Origin of the sequence: Pseudophaeobacter sp. 1A16562 (assembly GCF_041008785.1) — a bacterium.
In the GTDB taxonomy this organism is placed as follows: domain Bacteria; phylum Pseudomonadota; class Alphaproteobacteria; order Rhodobacterales; family Rhodobacteraceae; genus Phycobacter; species Phycobacter gallaeciensis_A.
Genome location: NZ_JAXGFT010000002.1, coordinates 206592 through 222781, shown reverse-complemented (window position 1 = coordinate 222781; position 16190 = coordinate 206592). Strand labels below are relative to the sequence as shown.

At 59.9% G+C, this 16190-nt stretch carries 15 protein-coding genes; 11 read left to right on the top strand and 4 right to left on the bottom strand.

The annotated features are described in order from the left end of the window. Window positions 1-128 precede the first annotated feature (128 nt). Window positions 129-812, top strand: a complete 684-nt coding sequence (lipB, locus tag SM764_RS03450) for a lipoyl(octanoyl) transferase LipB (protein ID WP_274829651.1) — start codon at window positions 129-131, stop codon at window positions 810-812. Window positions 813-1175: 363 nt separating this feature from the next. On the opposite strand, the gene SM764_RS03445 is transcribed toward lipB, so the two are convergent. Then, on the bottom strand, window positions 1176-1598 hold the full coding sequence (locus SM764_RS03445) for an HIT family protein (RefSeq protein ID WP_274832745.1): 423 nt from the start codon (window positions 1596-1598) through the stop codon (window positions 1176-1178). Between the two features lie 241 nt (window positions 1599-1839). Between SM764_RS03445 and SM764_RS03440 the strand changes: the two genes are divergently transcribed. From SM764_RS03440 to SM764_RS03430, 3 genes are all read left to right on the top strand, one after another. Beyond that, entirely contained in the window at window positions 1840-3543 is a 1704-nt protein-coding gene (locus SM764_RS03440) for a cytochrome c oxidase subunit I (RefSeq protein ID WP_065271198.1), read from the top strand. Window positions 3544-3704: 161 nt separating this feature from the next. Next, window positions 3705-4199 (top strand): DUF2244 domain-containing protein, encoded by a 495-nt coding sequence (locus SM764_RS03435; protein WP_368947993.1) that lies wholly within the window; start codon window positions 3705-3707, stop codon window positions 4197-4199. A gap of 209 nt (window positions 4200-4408) precedes the next feature. Next, entirely contained in the window at window positions 4409-5164 is a 756-nt protein-coding gene (locus SM764_RS03430) for a prephenate dehydrogenase/arogenate dehydrogenase family protein (RefSeq protein WP_368947992.1), read from the top strand. A 77-nt stretch (window positions 5165-5241) separates the two neighbouring features. On the opposite strand, the gene SM764_RS03425 is transcribed toward SM764_RS03430, so the two are convergent. Continuing rightward, entirely contained in the window at window positions 5242-5715 is a 474-nt protein-coding gene (locus SM764_RS03425) for a GatB/YqeY domain-containing protein (protein WP_065271200.1), read from the bottom strand. Window positions 5716-5896: 181 nt separating this feature from the next. On the opposite strand from SM764_RS03425, the gene carA reads away from it, so the two are divergent. Then, window positions 5897-7060, top strand: coding sequence for a glutamine-hydrolyzing carbamoyl-phosphate synthase small subunit (gene carA, locus SM764_RS03420; RefSeq protein ID WP_065271201.1), 1164 nt, complete (start codon window positions 5897-5899; stop codon window positions 7058-7060). Window positions 7061-7157: 97 nt separating this feature from the next. Next, complete coding sequence (locus SM764_RS03415) at window positions 7158-9257, top strand: glycosyltransferase (RefSeq protein ID WP_490363064.1); 2100 nt, start codon at window positions 7158-7160, stop codon at window positions 9255-9257. On the opposite strand, the gene SM764_RS03410 is transcribed toward SM764_RS03415, so the two are convergent. Then, window positions 9211-9861, bottom strand: coding sequence for a GntR family transcriptional regulator (locus SM764_RS03410; protein WP_274866705.1), 651 nt, complete (start codon window positions 9859-9861; stop codon window positions 9211-9213). The two genes, SM764_RS03415 and SM764_RS03410, sit on opposite strands and share 47 nt — an antisense overlap. Window positions 9862-10005: 144 nt before the next feature. Between SM764_RS03410 and SM764_RS03405 the strand changes: the two genes are divergently transcribed. The 5 genes from SM764_RS03405 (at window position 10006) to SM764_RS03385 (ending at window position 14359) form a co-directional block, all read left to right on the top strand. Then, a complete protein-coding gene (locus SM764_RS03405) occupies window positions 10006-10650 on the top strand; it encodes a pyrimidine 5'-nucleotidase (protein ID WP_065271203.1) in 645 nt (214 codons plus the stop codon). Window positions 10651-10854: 204 nt separating this feature from the next. Further along, complete coding sequence (locus SM764_RS03400) at window positions 10855-11103, top strand: hypothetical protein (RefSeq protein ID WP_274829657.1); 249 nt, start codon at window positions 10855-10857, stop codon at window positions 11101-11103. Between the two features lie 74 nt (window positions 11104-11177). After that, entirely contained in the window at window positions 11178-12374 is a 1197-nt protein-coding gene (locus tag SM764_RS03395; RefSeq protein ID WP_274837377.1) for a UbiH/UbiF family hydroxylase, read from the top strand. 647 nt (window positions 12375-13021) lie between these two features. Continuing rightward, the gene (locus SM764_RS03390) at window positions 13022-14032 is read left to right on the top strand and encodes a helix-turn-helix domain-containing protein (protein WP_369001003.1); all 1011 of its coding nucleotides are present in this window, start codon (window positions 13022-13024) and stop codon (window positions 14030-14032) included. Window positions 14033-14203: 171 nt separating this feature from the next. After that, window positions 14204-14359: a hypothetical protein gene (locus tag SM764_RS03385; RefSeq protein WP_274839873.1), complete on the top strand. Its 156-nt coding sequence runs from the start codon at window positions 14204-14206 to the stop codon at window positions 14357-14359. Window positions 14360-14742: 383 nt separating this feature from the next. On the opposite strand, the gene SM764_RS03380 is transcribed toward SM764_RS03385, so the two are convergent. After that, entirely contained in the window at window positions 14743-16134 is a 1392-nt protein-coding gene (locus SM764_RS03380) for a hypothetical protein (RefSeq protein ID WP_369001002.1), read from the bottom strand. Window positions 16135-16190 lie beyond the last annotated feature (56 nt).

Genomic DNA, 16190 nt, shown 5'->3' with positions numbered 1-16190 from the left:
AGGCCCTCTATTGAACAACAAAAAGAATCGTTGCAAATAGGATACCCTGAAAATGCTGATTTTCTGCAGATTTTTTCCTGCAGCATTGGACTTCCATTTTCCTAAAACTCCATCAGAGGTGCCCTGCAATGGTTGACTGGATCACATCCGACACCCCCGTCGATTATCAGGAAGCGACCGATTTCATGGAGGCGCGGGCCGCAGCCATCGCCGCAGGCGAGGCAGATGAATGCATCTGGTTGCTTGAACATCCGCCCCTTTACACCGCCGGAACCTCGGCGCGGGTGGAAGACCTGACCGACCCAGAGCGGTTTCCGGTCTACCCGTCAAAACGCGGCGGGCAATATACTTATCACGGCCCCGGTCAGCGGGTTGTCTATGTGATGCTGGACGTGGGCAAACGCGGCCATGATGTGCGCCGCTTTGTGCAGCAGCTGGAAGACTGGGTGATCCGCGCCCTGGCAGAATTCAACCTGACCGGACACATCCGCTGCGGCCGTGTCGGCGTCTGGATCGAACGCCCGGACAAGCCGCGCACCGCGACGGGAGAAATGGCCGAAGACAAGATCGCCGCGATCGGGATCCGCCTGCGTAAATGGGTGAGTTTCCACGGAATTTCGATCAACGTGGAACCGGATCTGGAGCATTTCACCGGAATCGTGCCCTGCGGCATCACGGAGCATGGCGTCACAAGTCTGGTGGATATGGGCCTGCCCGTCACCATGGCCGATGTCGATGTCGCCCTGCGCCGCAGCTTCGATGAGGTCTTCGGGGCAGAGGCCGCCGCCAACGGGGCTTCCTGCTCCGCCTGAACCCAGGATCGCCTTCCATGTCCGATCCGGCAGCTCCCGGACCAGTCTGGCGTCGACGCGGTCACAGAACGTGACCGCTTTGCCACCTTATACATTGACTGCCGGGGGCGCCGCATCGGCAGTCAATGCAATAGAGAACCGCCCAAACCCACCAATTTGTTGTGTCCCCGCCCCCAGAAGGCTGGCCGAAGAACCAGAGGCAGGAGGCGGGCATGGACGGCCATCTTAGGCAGAGGCAAAACGCCTGACCAGCACCCGGTCGGTCCGCCCCCCGAACAACGCCCAGTTTTCGGTCGAGTTAATATTCGCCGCCGCCCTTCAAAAAGATGCGGCAGCGATGTCGCTCAGCATTGCATCAGCCGGTCAACCGGCGACCGCATCCCGGATCTTGGCCGCGTGTTCCTGGATCTGCTCCATGTCGCCCATTTTGCCCGGCGGGCGCAGCTTGTCGCCTTCCTTGCGCGGCAGCACGTGGAAATGCAGGTGGAACACCTCTTGCCCACCTGCGGCCTCGTTGAACTGCTGGATGGTGACACCGTCCGCGTCAAAAGCCTTGAGCACCGCGTGGCCCATTTTCTGCACGGTCTGCATGACGGCCGCCAATTGTTCGGGGCTGGCATCCAGAACGTTGCGGCAGGGTGTTTTAGGGATCACCAGCAGGTGCCCATCTGCCCGGGGCATGATATCCATGAAAGCGAGAGTATGATCATCTTCATAAACCCGCGCCGAGGGGATTTCCCCGCGCAGCAATTTTGCAAAGATATTGTCAGAATCATAGGCGGGCATCGGCTGTCTCTCCATCCTTGGCGGTCTCCCGGTTTTGCGCGCCGGGCTGGCGCAGGTCTAACATTGCCGATCCGCGATAGGAATGCCCCCCAGAAAAGCCACCCCCCGCGACAATTATTCTTGATCCAGATCAAACTCCGCCATTGAAGGCCCTTTAAGGGCGCTCTAAAACCAACATCGAGTCTAGGCCGCCCGGAAACCCTCCCAGTGGCCTTAAGTTTTGCAACAGGAGGCACCTTAAATGGCAGACGCAGCCATTCATGGTCACGGCCACGAAGACGAGCGCGGTTTTTTCACCCGCTGGTTCATGAGCACGAACCATAAGGATATCGGCATTCTCTACCTGATCGTTTCGGCGCTTGCAGGTTTCATTTCCGTCGCGTTCACCGTGTTCATGCGGCTTGAGCTGATGGACCCCGGCGTTCAGTACATGTGCATGGAGCACCTGGACAAAGGTCTCATCAGCGGCTTCTTGAGCACGATGGCGGCATCTGTTCCGGGTGAATGTACCCCGAACGGACACCTCTGGAACGTTCTGATCACCGCGCACGGCATCCTGATGATGTTCTTCGTGGTCATCCCGGCACTGTTCGGCGGTTTCGGCAACTACTTCATGCCGCTGCAGATCGGCGCGCCGGACATGGCGTTCCCGCGGATGAACAACCTCAGCTTCTGGCTCTACGTGGCTGGTACCTCGCTGGCGGTTGCCTCGGTGCTGGCACCGGGCGGCAACGACCAGATGGGTTCTGGCGTGGGCTGGGTTCTCTACCCGCCGCTGTCGGTCAATGAAGGCGGTTTCTCGATGGACCTGGCGATCTTCGCCGTCCACGTTTCGGGTGCCTCGTCGATCCTCGGCGCGATCAACATGATCACCACCTTCCTGAACATGCGTGCCCCTGGCATGACCCTGTTCAAGGTACCGCTGTTCTCCTGGTCGATTTTTGTCACCTCCTGGCTGATCCTGCTGTCCCTGCCGGTTCTGGCTGGCGCCATCACCATGCTGCTGATGGACCGTAACTTCGGCTTTACCTTCTTTGATCCCGCAGGCGGTGGTGACCCGATCCTGTACCAGCACATCCTGTGGTTCTTCGGCCACCCGGAAGTGTACATCGTGATCCTGCCGGGCTTTGGTATCATTTCCCACGTGATCGCGACCTTCTCGAAGAAGCCGGTCTTCGGTTACCTGCCGATGGTCTGGGCGATCATTGCGATCGGTGTTCTGGGCTTCGTCGTCTGGGCGCACCACATGTACACCGTTGGTATGTCGCTGAACCAGCAGGCCTACTTCATGCTGGCAACGATGGTCATCGCGGTTCCCACCGGGGTTAAGGTCTTCTCCTGGATCGCAACCATGTGGGGCGGCTCCATCGAGTTCAAAGCGCCCATGATGTTCGCTTTCGGCTTCCTGTTCCTGTTCACCGTTGGTGGTGTGACCGGTGTGGTTCTGTCGCAGGCCGCCGTGGACCGTGCCTATCACGACACCTACTATGTGGTTGCTCACTTCCACTACGTGATGTCGCTCGGTGCTGTCTTCGCGATCTTCGCAGGCATCTACTTCTACTTCGGCAAGATGACCGGCAAGCAGTACTCCGAAATCGGCGCTCAGATTCACTTCTGGATGTTCTTCATCGGTGCAAACCTGACCTTCTTCCCCCAGCACTTCCTGGGCCGTCAGGGCATGCCGCGTCGTTACATCGACTATCCCGAAGGCTTCGCCTACTGGAACAAGATCTCGTCCTACGGCGCGTTCCTGTCCTTCGCATCCTTCGTGTTCTTCTTCGGTGTCGTGATCTACTCGCTGCTGCGCGGCGCACGTATCACCCAGAACAACTACTGGAACGAATATGCCGATACGCTTGAGTGGACGCTGCCCTCGCCGCCGCCCGAGCACACCTTTGAAATCCTGCCCAAGCAGGAAGACTGGGATCGTTCCCACTCCCACTAAAAGGTGGATGGCACAGTAAAACAAAAGGCCCCGGAGCGTATGCTCCGGGGCCTTTTTTTCGTAGATTCAATCTTCTCTTTTGCGACAAAGCGCGCCTTGAAAACCTGCCCGCCGGGACCATACTTCAAAGCTCTATCCAATCCCTACATCCTGCTCGTCTCATGCCCTACAACTGGACCCACGCCGACAGCGCCGCAGATGGTGATGCCCCTCGTGAGTTGCACCTGTGGCCGCATCAATCCCTGCCCGTCGAAGGCTACGTGCGGTTTCTGGCCCTGACTGCTGTTCTGATTGCGGTGCCCCTGCTGCCGCTGCTTGGATCCTTCGTTCTTTGGGGGCTTTTGCCGTTTCTTTTGATCACCCTCTTCGGCATGAAATGGGCGCTGGACCGCAGCCGACGCGACCGGCAGATCCTGGAGGTTCTCACGCTGGGCCCCGAAGAGGCCCGGCTGGAGCGCACCGGCCCCCGCGGCGGACATCAAAGCTGGCATTGCAATCGCCATTGGACCACCGTCCAACTGCACGCCCACGATGGACCAGTGCCCAATTACGTGACCCTGCGCGGCGGAGGCCGGGAAGTGGAGATCGGCGCCTTCCTGTCCGAGGATGAGCGCAAGGCGCTCTATGACGACCTGCAATCGGCACTGCGGGGCTGAGCCTGCTGAAATCGGGTTTTGACTTTCCCCGGTCCGCGGGCTACTCAGCCTGCATGTGTAAAACGACGCCTCTTTTCAGCACCGTTTATTATCCGCTGTTTCCATAACGGCGGCCGCATACACTTGTTTTGATGTTCACCCGCCGCGATCCGGCGGTCAGCAGAAGCATCAGACACTCCTCCGGTTTCGTGGCCCACCGGAGCGTTTCGATGACTTCAATGCCTCATATCCACACGGTTGGCCTGATCGGCTTTGGCCAATTCGGTAAGCTGATCGCCCGCCACCTGTCGCCGCATGTACCGCTCGTGATTTGCGATCCAGCCCTGCCACCGGACGCCATCTCAGGACCGAACCAGCGCTCCGGCGATCTGGCCACGGCCGCTGGTTGCCCGTTGGTGATCCTCGCGGTGCCGGTTCATACCATCGGGAGCGTATGTAGTGAGATCCGCACATACCTTCAGCCCGGCGCCATTGTCGCGGATGTCGGCTCGGTCAAGCTGGAGCCGGTACAAATCATGCAAAGCCGCCTGCCGGATCATGTTGACCTCGTGGGCACCCACCCTCTTTTTGGCCCGCAAAGCGCCCGCGTTGGCCTCGCCGGTCACAAAATTGCCCTTTGCAACATACGCGGCAGGTCTCACCTGCCCCTGGCGGCCTTTCTCAGAACGGTGTTGGGCCTACAGGTGATTCTGACCACCGCAGAACAGCACGATATTGAGGCCGCCACCGTTCAGGGGCTAACGCACCTAATTGCCCGGACCCTATCCGACATGGGCCCCCTGCCCGCCCGGATGACGACTGCCAGCTTTGACCGACTGGTCGAAGCGGTGCAGATGGTTCAGGGGGATCCCCCTGGCGTCTTTGCCGCAATTGCAGAGGCCAATCCCTTTGCCGCAAAGGTGCGCGAAGATTTCCTGCGCAAGGCCGGGGCCGTAGTCGGCGCACTGGATGCCGAACTGCCATGAAAGCAAAAAGCCCGCAGCGATGCGGGCCTTTTTACGCACTCAATCTTTCATGGCGAATGCCCGATCCGGCAGCTGTCTCAGCAGCCGCCTTCAGAGCACAGCTCGTCTTTGACCATTGGGCCGACAAGGCCGAAATCGACCTGCCCGGTGTATTTGGACTTAAGAACACCCATGACCTTGCCCATATCCCGGATCGAGGCCGCACCGGTGTCGCTGACCGCGCTCTTGACCGCGCTGCGGATCTCTTCTTCGGTCAGCTGTTTGGGCAGGAATTCCTCGATGATGGTAATTTCCGCCAGCTCCCGCTCAGCCAGATCCAGACGACCGCCCTCTTCATAGGCGCGGGCGCTTTCGTTGCGCTGCTTGGTCATCTTGCCCAGGATCCCGAGGATTTCAGCATCGCCGATACTGCCTTCCTCACCATCACCGCGCGCGGCGATTTCCTTGTCCTTGATCGCGGCATTGATCAGGCGAAGCGTTGCCAGCCGTTCGGCTGCCTTGTCTTTCATGGCCTGCTTCAGGGCCTGATTGACCCGTGTACGCGTATCCATTTTCTGTACCCATCCCCATGGCATCGGAATTCGGACGTTTATCCAATTGAAAGCCGCATTTCAAGCGCGCGCTCTGACGCCCTTTGCCTGCAGGCTTTGTCGCGCCGATGCGCAGCGCTCTTGACCCGCTCTGAACCACCCCCTACAAGCCCTTGAATTTCACCTCATGGAGAGTCGTGTCATGGCCGATACCGCACCGTCCAAGCCAACCGCGTGTCTTGCGCTTGCTGATGGAACCGTCTTTTACGGAACCGGGTTCGGCGCAACAGGACGAACCGTGGCCGAGCTGTGTTTCAACACCGCGATGACCGGCTACCAGGAGATCATGACCGACCCGTCTTATGCCGGGCAAATCGTGACCTTTACCTTCCCGCATATCGGCAACACCGGCGTCACCCCCGAGGATGACGAGACCGGCGATCCGGTTGCGGCGGGCATGGTGGTGAAATGGGATCCGACGTTGGCCTCCAACTGGCGCGCCACCGAAGAGCTGAAAGCCTGGCTGACCCGCACCGGACGCATCGCCATCGGCGGCATCGACACCCGGCGCCTGACCCGCGCGATCCGCCAGCAGGGCGCTCCGCATGCGGCACTGGCGCATGATCCAGAAGGCAACTTCGACGTGGAAGCATTGGTTGCAGCCGCCCGTGGCTGGTCCGGTCTGGAAGGTCTGGATCTGGCCAAGGACGTCACCTGCGCCCAAAGCTATCGCTGGGACGAAATGCGGTGGGCCTGGCCCGAAGGCTACACCCGTCAGGAGGCCCCCCAGCACAAAGTCGTCGCCGTCGACTATGGCGCCAAGCGCAACATCCTGCGCTGCCTGGCCTCGGCGGGCTGCGATGTGACCGTTCTGCCTGCAACGGCCACGGCCGAAGAGGTGCTCGCCCATAATCCTGACGGAGTGTTCCTGTCCAATGGCCCCGGCGATCCGGCGGCCACCGGCGCCTATGCCGTGCCGATGATCAAGACGATCCTCGACACCACCGATCTGCCCGTTTTTGGCATCTGCCTTGGACACCAGATGCTGGCGCTGGCGCTGGGTGGTAAGACGGTCAAGATGAACCACGGCCACCATGGGGCGAACCACCCGGTGAAAGAGCATTCCACCGGCAAGGTTGAGATCACCTCGATGAACCACGGGTTCGCAGTAGACGCGCAGTCCCTGCCCGAAGGCGTGGAAGAGACCCACATTTCGCTCTTTGACGGCTCCAACTGTGGCATCGCCATGACCGGGCGCCCTGTCTATTCTGTACAGCACCACCCGGAGGCAAGCCCCGGTCCGCAGGACAGTTTTTACCTTTTCGAACGTTTTGCGGAAGCCATGGCGACTCGCAAGGCTTCGTAAAAAGACCCCCGGAAAAACCCCAAGCTCAGCACTATTAACCGCCCATTAACCATGGGCGGCAACCGTAGCCCCACCTTCCATCTGGGGTTGATTTGACATGAGCAAACACACACAGGGATTGCGACCTCCGGCAAGCGCGCTCATCCGGGCGCATCAGGCGCAGGTTCATCTCACCGCGCGTCAGAACCAAAAAAGTTGGAACCATTCCGCTTTCGGCCCCCCTCCGGCAAGGATCAATCCGCGCCAGCCGCCAGCGCCCAGCGCCGGACCACCGGCGGACGCAGCTATTCGTGCGCTAACCCTGCGGCAGCATGGAAAAACCCCGCCAGACAGCCTGCAGTCCATGTTGCCAAGGACCACGCGATCCTTTGAAAAAGGCGCGCAAACGTCCCAGGGGAACAAAGCCTCTGACCCAGACATTTTCCGCTATGTCGAGCTGGCAAAGGCCCGCCCTGACCCAAACCTTCTACACAAAATGCCCCCGGCCTTCTGGCTGCGAAACTCTGCCGTGCCCTGGATGCGGCTGGGGGATTCCATCGTTGTGGCCATGGCCGATCTCAGCCAGGCCGACCGGGTTCAGGCACAACTGCGCAATGCCTTTGGCACAGTGATCCCGGTTCTTGCCCGCAAGGTGCAGGTGCAGGACCTTCTGACGCGCACCCTGCGGCACCGGATGGTCCGGAACGCCAGCGTCAGCGTGCCGTCCGAGATGAGCAGCCGCTTCCTCGCCCATGGCAGGCTTCATATGGCAATGGCGGTGTGGATGGGGATGGTGCTGAGCCTGACCATTATGGTTCCGATGTTCGTTTTCAACGCCTTCAACGCGCTGGCCCTTGCGCTGCTCCTGCTGTTTACTGGCTTTCGGGTGATCGGTCTCGCAGGCTTTCTTGCAGAGCGTTACCGCCCGCCCCTGCCCCACCGCAGCCTTTTGCGACCGGATCAATTGCCCCGCATCTCGGTCCTGGTACCCTTGTTCCGTGAGGCAAAGATCAGCGGCGCGCTATTGCACCGGCTCCGGAAACTGCGGTATCCGCGCCACCTTATGGAGGTTCTCCTGGTGCTGGAAGAGGATGACGCCATCACCCTGCGGGCGGTGCAAAAGGCCCGGCTGCCCCATTGGATCCGGGTGATCAGGGTGCCCGCCTATGCGGACCTGAAGACCAAGCCCCGGGCGCTGAACTACGCGCTGAACCACTGCCAGGGTGAGATCATCGGCGTCTGGGATGCCGAGGATGCGCCGCAGCCCGATCAGTTGCACCGGGTGGCTGCGGCCTTTGCCCATGCTCCTCCTGAACTGGCCTGTGTGCAAGGCGTCCTGGATTATTACAATCCTCGCGCCAGCTGGATCGCGCGTTGTTTTACGCTGGAATACGCCAGCTGGTTCCGCATCATTCTAAAGGGAATTGCCCGCATGGGGCTGGTCGTGCCTCTCGGTGGCACCACCATGTTCGTTAGGCGCGACATTCTGGACCGCGTCGGCGGCTGGGACGCCTACAATGTGACCGAGGACGCGGACCTGGGTGTGCGCCTGTTCCGAGCGGGCTATCGCACCAAGATGCTGGCCTCCACCACCTATGAAGAGGCCAATTGCCGCCCCTGGCCCTGGATCAAGCAGAGATCACGCTGGCTCAAAGGTTTCATGGTGACCTATTGCGTCCACATGCGATCCCCGGCACAGCTTCTTCGGGATCTTGGCTGGTCGCGGTTCATCGGCTTCCAGATCTTCTTTCTGTGCTCTGTCGGGCAATTTCTGCTCGCGCCATTCCTGTGGAGCTTCTGGCTCGTCGCCTTGGGGCTGCCTCATCCCAGCGCAGACACGGTTCCCGGAGGCTGGCTGGCGCTCGCAGTCGCAAGCATCGTAATTTTTGAGCTCCTGAACCAGATAACGGCTGTTGTCGCAGCCTTTGTGACCCGTCGGCGATGGCTGGCCCTGTGGGCACCTTGCCTTCTGTTCTATTATCCTATGGGAGTCGTTGCCGCCTACAAGGGCCTCTATGAATTGGTTTTTCATCCGTTTTTCTGGGACAAGACCGATCATGGGATCCACGCGCCGGACGATTGTCACGACCTACAGACACGGAGCACAAAACAGGCCGAAGCCTGCAGCAGCGCACAGAGCTCACCTGCCTGCAAGAGACGCAACCTGACGCTCAGCCTTTGCTGCGGTCGCCAGCATCCTGTTTCAGACGAGTCATGAAGGCGATTGAAATATGGTCCTTCAGGGCATCTGCCGCAGCATCCGCATCGCGCCTGCTGATCGCATCCACGATACCCTTATGCTCGGATTGCGCGATCTTGCCGCGTCCCTTGGCCGCCAGCGAAGTGGTTGCCATCAGCGCCATTGTCCGGTGCACCAGATTGAGCTGCTGGACCAGATAGCGGTTGTGCGAGGCAAGGTGGATCTGTTCGTGAAAGCGCCGGTTCGCCTTGGCCAGCTCGGTCGGATCATCGACCAGCTGATCATCGGCCTTCACCATCTCCTGCAGGACACGGATCTCTTCCTCGGTCGCGTGCTGGGCTGCCAACCGCGCGGCCAGACCTTCCAGTTCGCGCCGCACCACATAGAGCTCGGCCATCTGGTTATGATCCAGCGAGGCCACGATCAGCGACCTGCCGTCCCGCTCCAGCAGCGATTGCGTTTCAAGCCGTTGCAGGGCTTCGCGGATCGGCGTGCGGGAGACGCCAAAGCGTTCGGCCAGATCACTTTCCACCAGTCGGTCGCCGGGCCGGTAGACGCCTACGTCGATGGCTTCAAGGATCAGCGCATAGGCGTCTTTCTGATTGCTGCGGTGGTGGTTCATGGTTTTTCCGTGGGATTTCATCCGGTCTTTTCTACAGTGCGACCCCGGCCAATCAAGTCTCTTGCTCAATTTGCGCCGAAATCACGCAGGCCAGAAAAGCCGCGCTGCATTGCAAAACAGCTGCATCCAACTTAATCGAAGGGCATGGTCAAATCACATTTCTCTCATGTCCGTCACTGGGTCTTCGACCTCGACAACACGCTTTACCCGCCCTCGGCGCGGCTGTTCGATCAGATCGAGGTCAAGATGACCGATTATGTGATGGCCGAACTGGGCGTGGATCACGCCGAGGCCGACCGTCTGCGCAAACACTACTGGCGTGAACATGGCACCACCCTGGCCGGGCTGATGCAAGAGCACGGCATCGATCCCGATCCCTATCTGGTTGCGGTGCACGACATTTCCTTTGCGCCGCTGGACCCGGATGCCGAGCTTGCCGCCCGGATCAGGGATCTGCCGGGGCGGCGGATCGTCTATACCAACGGCAGCGCCCCCTATGCCGAGCGGGTTCTCGAAGCGCGCGGTCTGGCTGGGCTGTTTGACGGGATCTACGGAGTCGAACATGCCGATTACCGGCCAAAACCGGAACGGCAGGCATTCGACACTGTGTTTGCCAAGGCGGGCATTGCGCCACAAAGCGCTGCCATGTTCGAGGATGATCCCCGCAATCTGGCTGCACCGCACGCCATGGGCATGCGCACCGTCCATGTCGCGCCAGCCCCGCAAGACGGCGATCACATCCATCACCATACTGATGATCTGACAGGGTTCCTGAGCCGCCTGTTGTAGAACCGGCACCGCTCCCCCGTACCCTTATCCACTCAATGGCTGCACCGGGTCGTCCGGCGCGGCAGAATGGCTGCTGAACCGCGGTAAATTTCGGCTCAGCTGAGCGGTTTTCCACGCGTAAGCAGACTGCGACGAAATCTCGCCTGCAATAGTCACCTTTCCTGACCTAGATGAAGCCGCAGTAATACATACAGGAAACGCGATATGACTGCTTATACCCTCCCCGAACGCCTGTCTCTCTGGCAGCGGCTGCTGTTTGCCATCCCCCTTCTGGGCCGGATCTGCAAAGAGGTCGCCTATGGCGCCAAGGACAACATCTATTACGCGCTTGGCACCTTCGTCAGCCTCTGGGGTTGCTCGGTGGTCATGTTCGGCGTTCCCGGTCTTTATATACCGGCCCTGTGCCTTGTACCGGTGATGTTCACGCTCTTGATCCTGATCACGCGCGGATAAGGACCATATGCCGCTTGTCATTCCTCTGCCTAGGGGCATATCTCAGGGCAGACGGACGATGAAAGGCGGCAGCCATGGACCAGACCTGTGACATCCTGATTTCCGGCGGCGGCATCGCCGGACTGACAGCCGCCGCCACTTTTGGCTCTGCCGGGTTCCGGGTGATCTGCGTCGACCCGGCGCCCCCGATTACCGAGCGGGACGTCGATGGCTCCGACCTGCGCACCACCGCAGTCCTGCAGCCCGCCCGCGACCTGCTGGAGCGTTGCGGCCTTTGGGTCCGGCTTGCTGATCACGCCGCCCCCCTCCAGATCATGCGCATCGTCGATGCTGGCGGAGAGTACCCCGAACCGCGGGTGGTGCGGGATTTCAACGCCGCCGATATCTCGGACCAGCCCTTTGGCTGGAACCTGCCCAACTGGTTGTTGCGCCGGGAGCTGGTCGCAGCGCTGGCTGATCTGCCGAATGTGGATTTCCGCCCGGGCGTTGGCACCACGCAGTTGTTCACCCGCCTGAACGAAGCTCGCGTGACCCTGACCGACGGCAGCCAGCAAAAGGCGAAACTGGTTCTTGCTTGCGACGGGCGCAATTCCCCGATGCGAGAGGCCGCAGGCATTCCGGTCAAGACCACCCGATACGGGCAAAAGGCGCTGGCCTTTGCGGTAACCCATCCGGTCCCACATGAAAACGTCTCGACCGAAATCCACCGCTCGGGCGGGCCATTCACCCTGGTCCCCCTGCCCGACTATCAAGGCTTGCCGTCCTCAGCCGTAGTCTGGATGGAACGCGGTCCGCGGGCGAGCGAGTTGCTGCAGATGGAGACGGCAGAGTTCGAGGCCGCGATGACCCGGCGCAGCTGTGGCTTGCTGGGTGATCTGACGCTGGCCTCCCGCCGGACCATCTGGCCGATCATCAGCCAGTCGGCTGAGCGGCTGAACGGCGAGCGGTTGGCGCTGATGGCAGAGGCGGCCCACGTGGTGCCGCCAATCGGCGCCCAAGGGCTGAACATGTCGCTGAGTGATCTGCGCTGTCTGCTGGAACTGGCCGAGGCCCGCCCCGAGGGATTGGGCGATGCTGCGATGCTGGAGGCCTACAACAAGGCCCGCCACAAGGACATCATGCTGCGCGTCAAAGGCATCGACCTATTGAACCGCACCTCAATGCTGGCACCGCGCCCGCTGCGCGATCTACGTGCCTTTGGCCTGAATGCGCTCTATTCGATGGCGCCGGTGCGCCGGACCCTGATGCAGATGGGCCTTGGCGTAAAATAACCAGGCAAAGAACTTCGGGCGCATCACGGTGGATGCCGCGCCTGCCATAGTTGGCGGGCCTTTCCCGTTGCGGATAACGTCGCAGTGCCCTGCTGCCATGTTGCAGGCGTCTGAGGACGCTTCGGATATGGCGTGATTTTCATTTACTCAGCGAGCCTCCGTCTGGCTGGGTTCTGCGGGCGCCACGGCATGTCGCTATCACGATCGGCCTAGACGGCGCCCTGCCCACGACCTTGCTTCATGATCGCACCGCCGAACACCCCTCAAAGGTGTACCGATCGGCTTTCACTCACGCGCGCTTGAGCTTTGAAAGCAAGTCATTAAGTCACTGAAAAGTATTAAAATTTCCCTCTCCAACTTGTGAAGAGAGCGGAGCAGATAAGAATCACATTGACATTTGCGTACCGATCAGTACACCCTGCAGAGCATTGACTGATCAGTTAACTCATAGGTTATCAGGGAGGAGGCGCATCATGACGGACCAGCCCCAAATTGCAGGCGATGCCACCGGCCCACAGCGCGTCAGGCGCCCAAATGGAGCCGACAGGCGCAATTTCGAGGCCCGTGGAGGCACCAAGGACACCCCGAAGTCTCTATCCCTAAATCAAAAGATAAATTATCTTCGTTTCCCAAACAGGGAGAGTCGAATGCCAAGTGTAACAACGACATTTGTGGCGACGATGGCCAATGCCGCTGGTCTGACGATGTCGGACGACGGTGCTTTGCTCTCTGAAGGGGAAGTTGTTTATCGGTTTCGGCCGGGCGCGGATGGGATCATGCCCGAGGCCGAGTATTTCAACGCTCTGGACTGGATACGGAGCACCCAGGAAGATGAGGTCGCTCTCATTTCCACTTACGCAGAGACCATCCAGCTGGACGATCTCGGGGTGCTGGGGCTTGCGATCAAGACGGCACCTGATCTACGCAGCTCCATGCGCCTTATCGAGCGCTATTTCCGGCTCATGACCGACACTGTCGATTATCTTTTTGATGACACTCAGGATCCTGCTCGCCTGATCATCGAAGAGCGTTCCGTCACTCATCCCGTCCTGCAATTTCGCAATGAATGCGCATTGGCCAGCTTTGCTCACAAGATCCGCTGCCTGTTGGGACAGGATATCCAGTTTTCCTATGCATCCTTTCGTCACTCCTGCCGAGGCACGCCTGAACGCTATGCCGAGTATTTTGGCTGCGAGGTCCGGTTCGGCGCCGACCAGGACGCCCTCGCCCTGCCCTCCACCGCGCTGGATCTGCCGGTCCGGCTCGGAGACAAGGCGGTGTCCGACTTCCTGGTCCGGCATCTGGATGAGGAAATGTGTGCCTTGCACAAGAACCCACCGCTGATGACCGATCTGATGCGCCATCTGTCACAGGCCCTGAAACATGGCTTGCCGCAAGCGGGCGACATCGCGCGCACCATGGGGATGAGCGAACGCACTCTCTACCGCCGCCTGTCCGAAGAGGGGCTGACTTATCGAGAGGCCCTGAAACAGGCCCAAACCCAACTTGCCCATGAACTGCTGACCACAAGCGACTTCTCGATCGCCGAGATCGCATTCCTCACCGGATTTTCCGAACAGAGTACTTTCAGCCGCGCCTTCAAACGCTGGGTTGGCCAGGCACCTGCCCAATACCGGCAGGCTGCAGCGACCCAATAACTGCAGCGTGGACACCCGGTTTGGCAGATAGGGTCATATGGCTGGCAGAACCTGCCAAGACCCCCGCACCCGGAACGCCGTACAAAACATGTAACGATACCTTGAGTACGCCATGCGCCAGACGGCCAGTGCGTCTTTAAAACTATTCAGCCCAGGAAGTGGAAACCGCAAATGAAAGAAATGACTTCTCTTCTTGCACTGGCACTGGCCGCTGCCATGGCGGCCGGTCTTGTGCTTCTTCCCATTACGATGCCCCGGTCTTCCGGCGTCTATGGCGGCCAGTTTCAGGGGCAGCTCGCCTTTCTTGGTCACTCTCAAACACGATAGCATGGTCACGCCAATCAACCGTGAAAGCAGCATTCTTTCTCGATCCGTCCGGTGAAGCACGTCTCTCGACTCATCCGTTCCTGTGGGCCTCGCGGCTTTGCCTGCCCCAATTGAGCGCCGCGTCCAGCCCCTACCTGCCCCCTGAATTCGCCGCCGACGCCCGCCACCTGACAGGCGGCATCGTCGCAGGGGGGAGCGGTCACATCCCGCTGACGGACACCGGGCGTCAGCCGCTTCTGGCCAACTCCATGTTGCAGTTCGGCGGCGCAAGACGAAGCGCCCTATACAGAACCGCCCGCCAAGGCCGGTAGCGCGGCAAAGCGCTTACATCCTCTCCGCTCCGCAAGTGCACGATATTGGCAGAGATAAAAGGGGGGTGCAGATTATTGGATGATTGCAGCCGTATTTCCGGTCCCGTTTTGAGAAATCCACGCGTCGTTCGCGTTTCCGCGCTGTGCGACGGCGGCCTGGTTCGTATTGCCGACAATGATGACCGTGAAACCATTCGCATCACCGTCCTGTACCGCGGCAACGAGGTTTGCATCCCCGGTGATGGATGTCGTGGCATCATTCCCGAAGCCAAGTTGCTTGAAGAAACCCGGCGTCAGACCTGGATCGCTGGCTGCAACACCCGTGAAGCTTGCAGGTGCGGCATTGTTCAGGTCGCCTTCAACGAGAAAGACAGCCGTGTTTTGCCCCTGTTGCAGAAGGTCTAGGAAATTGTTGTCTCCGAGAATGCGGAATTCCGCGGCATTGCTGCCCCCCAATCCTGACAAATAGTTCTGATCCGCTGAGGCGATATTGCCAGTTCCTTCGACATAGAACTCCAGATCGTTGGTGCCTTCCTGCAGCCCGAGAATGTCGTTCCGGTTGCTGAACCCCGTCAGCTCCACCCAGGCGCGGTTCGTGCCGATCTGCCCCACCCCGACCCGGTTTTCATCGCCAGCGACCGTGGACATGGTGATATCATTCTGCAAACCATCCTGGCGCAGCCCCACTTCGTTTGTGTCGCCGGTGATTGTGACGAAACCGACCGAATTGCGGCGTCCGCCCTGAAAGATGCCAAAGCGGTTGAAATCCCCAGAAACCGTCAGATCCATCTCATTGCCGTTTGCACCCATATTATCGTAGCCGATACGCTGGATGAGCGCGTTGTCGAGGGCGCGGGACAGCAAAGCAGGCCCGGTCAGCTGACCGCGACCGTTGTAGGATCCGGTGAACCTGGCGCGGATGATGTTCTCGGCGAATTGCGCGGCCGTTTCGGACCGCTGCTCGACCCGCAGCAGAGTGTTTTCAGTGCCGATCTGTTCAATCTGGGCAATCTGACCAGGCATTCCGTCCAGCTGTTCCTGGATTACGGTGATGATCTGGTTGCCATCTCCCGACCCGGACTGTCCTTGCAGAATGAACAGGCGGTTGGCGCCAGATGGGATGGCTCCGGTTGCGACCTGAAGTACCTCTCCCACAAGGTTGCTGTTGGAGTCTTGGGTGATGTCGACCTGGTTGAAAATCGTAGGTGTCTGCGAATTGCCGCTTTGCTCAAAGCCCCGTCCGATGGTGCCCACTTGGTTGTCCGCCCCCGTCTGGGTCACGATCAGGCTGTTATAATAACCCTCCTGCAGCGCGACATCCGTATCAAGGCCCAATTGGTTGCCACTTCCGACCTGATCGATCAGCGCCTCGTTTTCCAAACCGATCTGATCAATGAAAACCAGATTGTCCTGCGCGGCAGCCGCCACAGGAAGAAGAACGCTGAGAAGAACGAGAATGCGCATTGTACGACAGGCTCCTACGGATCAGGGGCCGGGCGCGCTTGCGCCCGGCCTGATTG

What these genes read in the sequence shown, in the direction of transcription:
- SM764_RS03435 (WP_368947993.1), top strand. Translation starts at nt 3,705, where the DNA reads ATGCCCTACAACTGGACCCACGCCGACAGCGCCGCAGATGGTGATGCC.
- SM764_RS03385 (WP_274839873.1), top strand. Translation starts at nt 14,204, where the DNA reads ATGAAAGAAATGACTTCTCTTCTTGCACTGGCACTGGCCGCTGCCATG.
- SM764_RS03445 (WP_274832745.1), bottom strand. Translation starts at nt 1,598, where the DNA reads ATGCCCGCCTATGATTCTGACAATATCTTTGCAAAATTGCTGCGCGGG.
- SM764_RS03410 (WP_274866705.1), bottom strand. Translation starts at nt 9,861, where the DNA reads ATGAACCACCACCGCAGCAATCAGAAAGACGCCTATGCGCTGATCCTT.
- SM764_RS03430 (WP_368947992.1), top strand. Translation starts at nt 4,409, where the DNA reads ATGACTTCAATGCCTCATATCCACACGGTTGGCCTGATCGGCTTTGGC.
- SM764_RS03395 (WP_274837377.1), top strand. Translation starts at nt 11,178, where the DNA reads ATGGACCAGACCTGTGACATCCTGATTTCCGGCGGCGGCATCGCCGGA.
- SM764_RS03405 (WP_065271203.1), top strand. Translation starts at nt 10,006, where the DNA reads ATGGTCAAATCACATTTCTCTCATGTCCGTCACTGGGTCTTCGACCTC.
- carA (WP_065271201.1), top strand. Translation starts at nt 5,897, where the DNA reads ATGGCCGATACCGCACCGTCCAAGCCAACCGCGTGTCTTGCGCTTGCT.
- SM764_RS03415 (WP_490363064.1), top strand. Translation starts at nt 7,158, where the DNA reads ATGAGCAAACACACACAGGGATTGCGACCTCCGGCAAGCGCGCTCATC.
- SM764_RS03440 (WP_065271198.1), top strand. Translation starts at nt 1,840, where the DNA reads ATGGCAGACGCAGCCATTCATGGTCACGGCCACGAAGACGAGCGCGGT.
- SM764_RS03400 (WP_274829657.1), top strand. Translation starts at nt 10,855, where the DNA reads ATGACTGCTTATACCCTCCCCGAACGCCTGTCTCTCTGGCAGCGGCTG.
- lipB (WP_274829651.1), top strand. Translation starts at nt 129, where the DNA reads ATGGTTGACTGGATCACATCCGACACCCCCGTCGATTATCAGGAAGCG.
- SM764_RS03390 (WP_369001003.1), top strand. Translation starts at nt 13,022, where the DNA reads ATGCCAAGTGTAACAACGACATTTGTGGCGACGATGGCCAATGCCGCT.
- SM764_RS03380 (WP_369001002.1), bottom strand. Translation starts at nt 16,134, where the DNA reads ATGCGCATTCTCGTTCTTCTCAGCGTTCTTCTTCCTGTGGCGGCTGCC.
- SM764_RS03425 (WP_065271200.1), bottom strand. Translation starts at nt 5,715, where the DNA reads ATGGATACGCGTACACGGGTCAATCAGGCCCTGAAGCAGGCCATGAAA.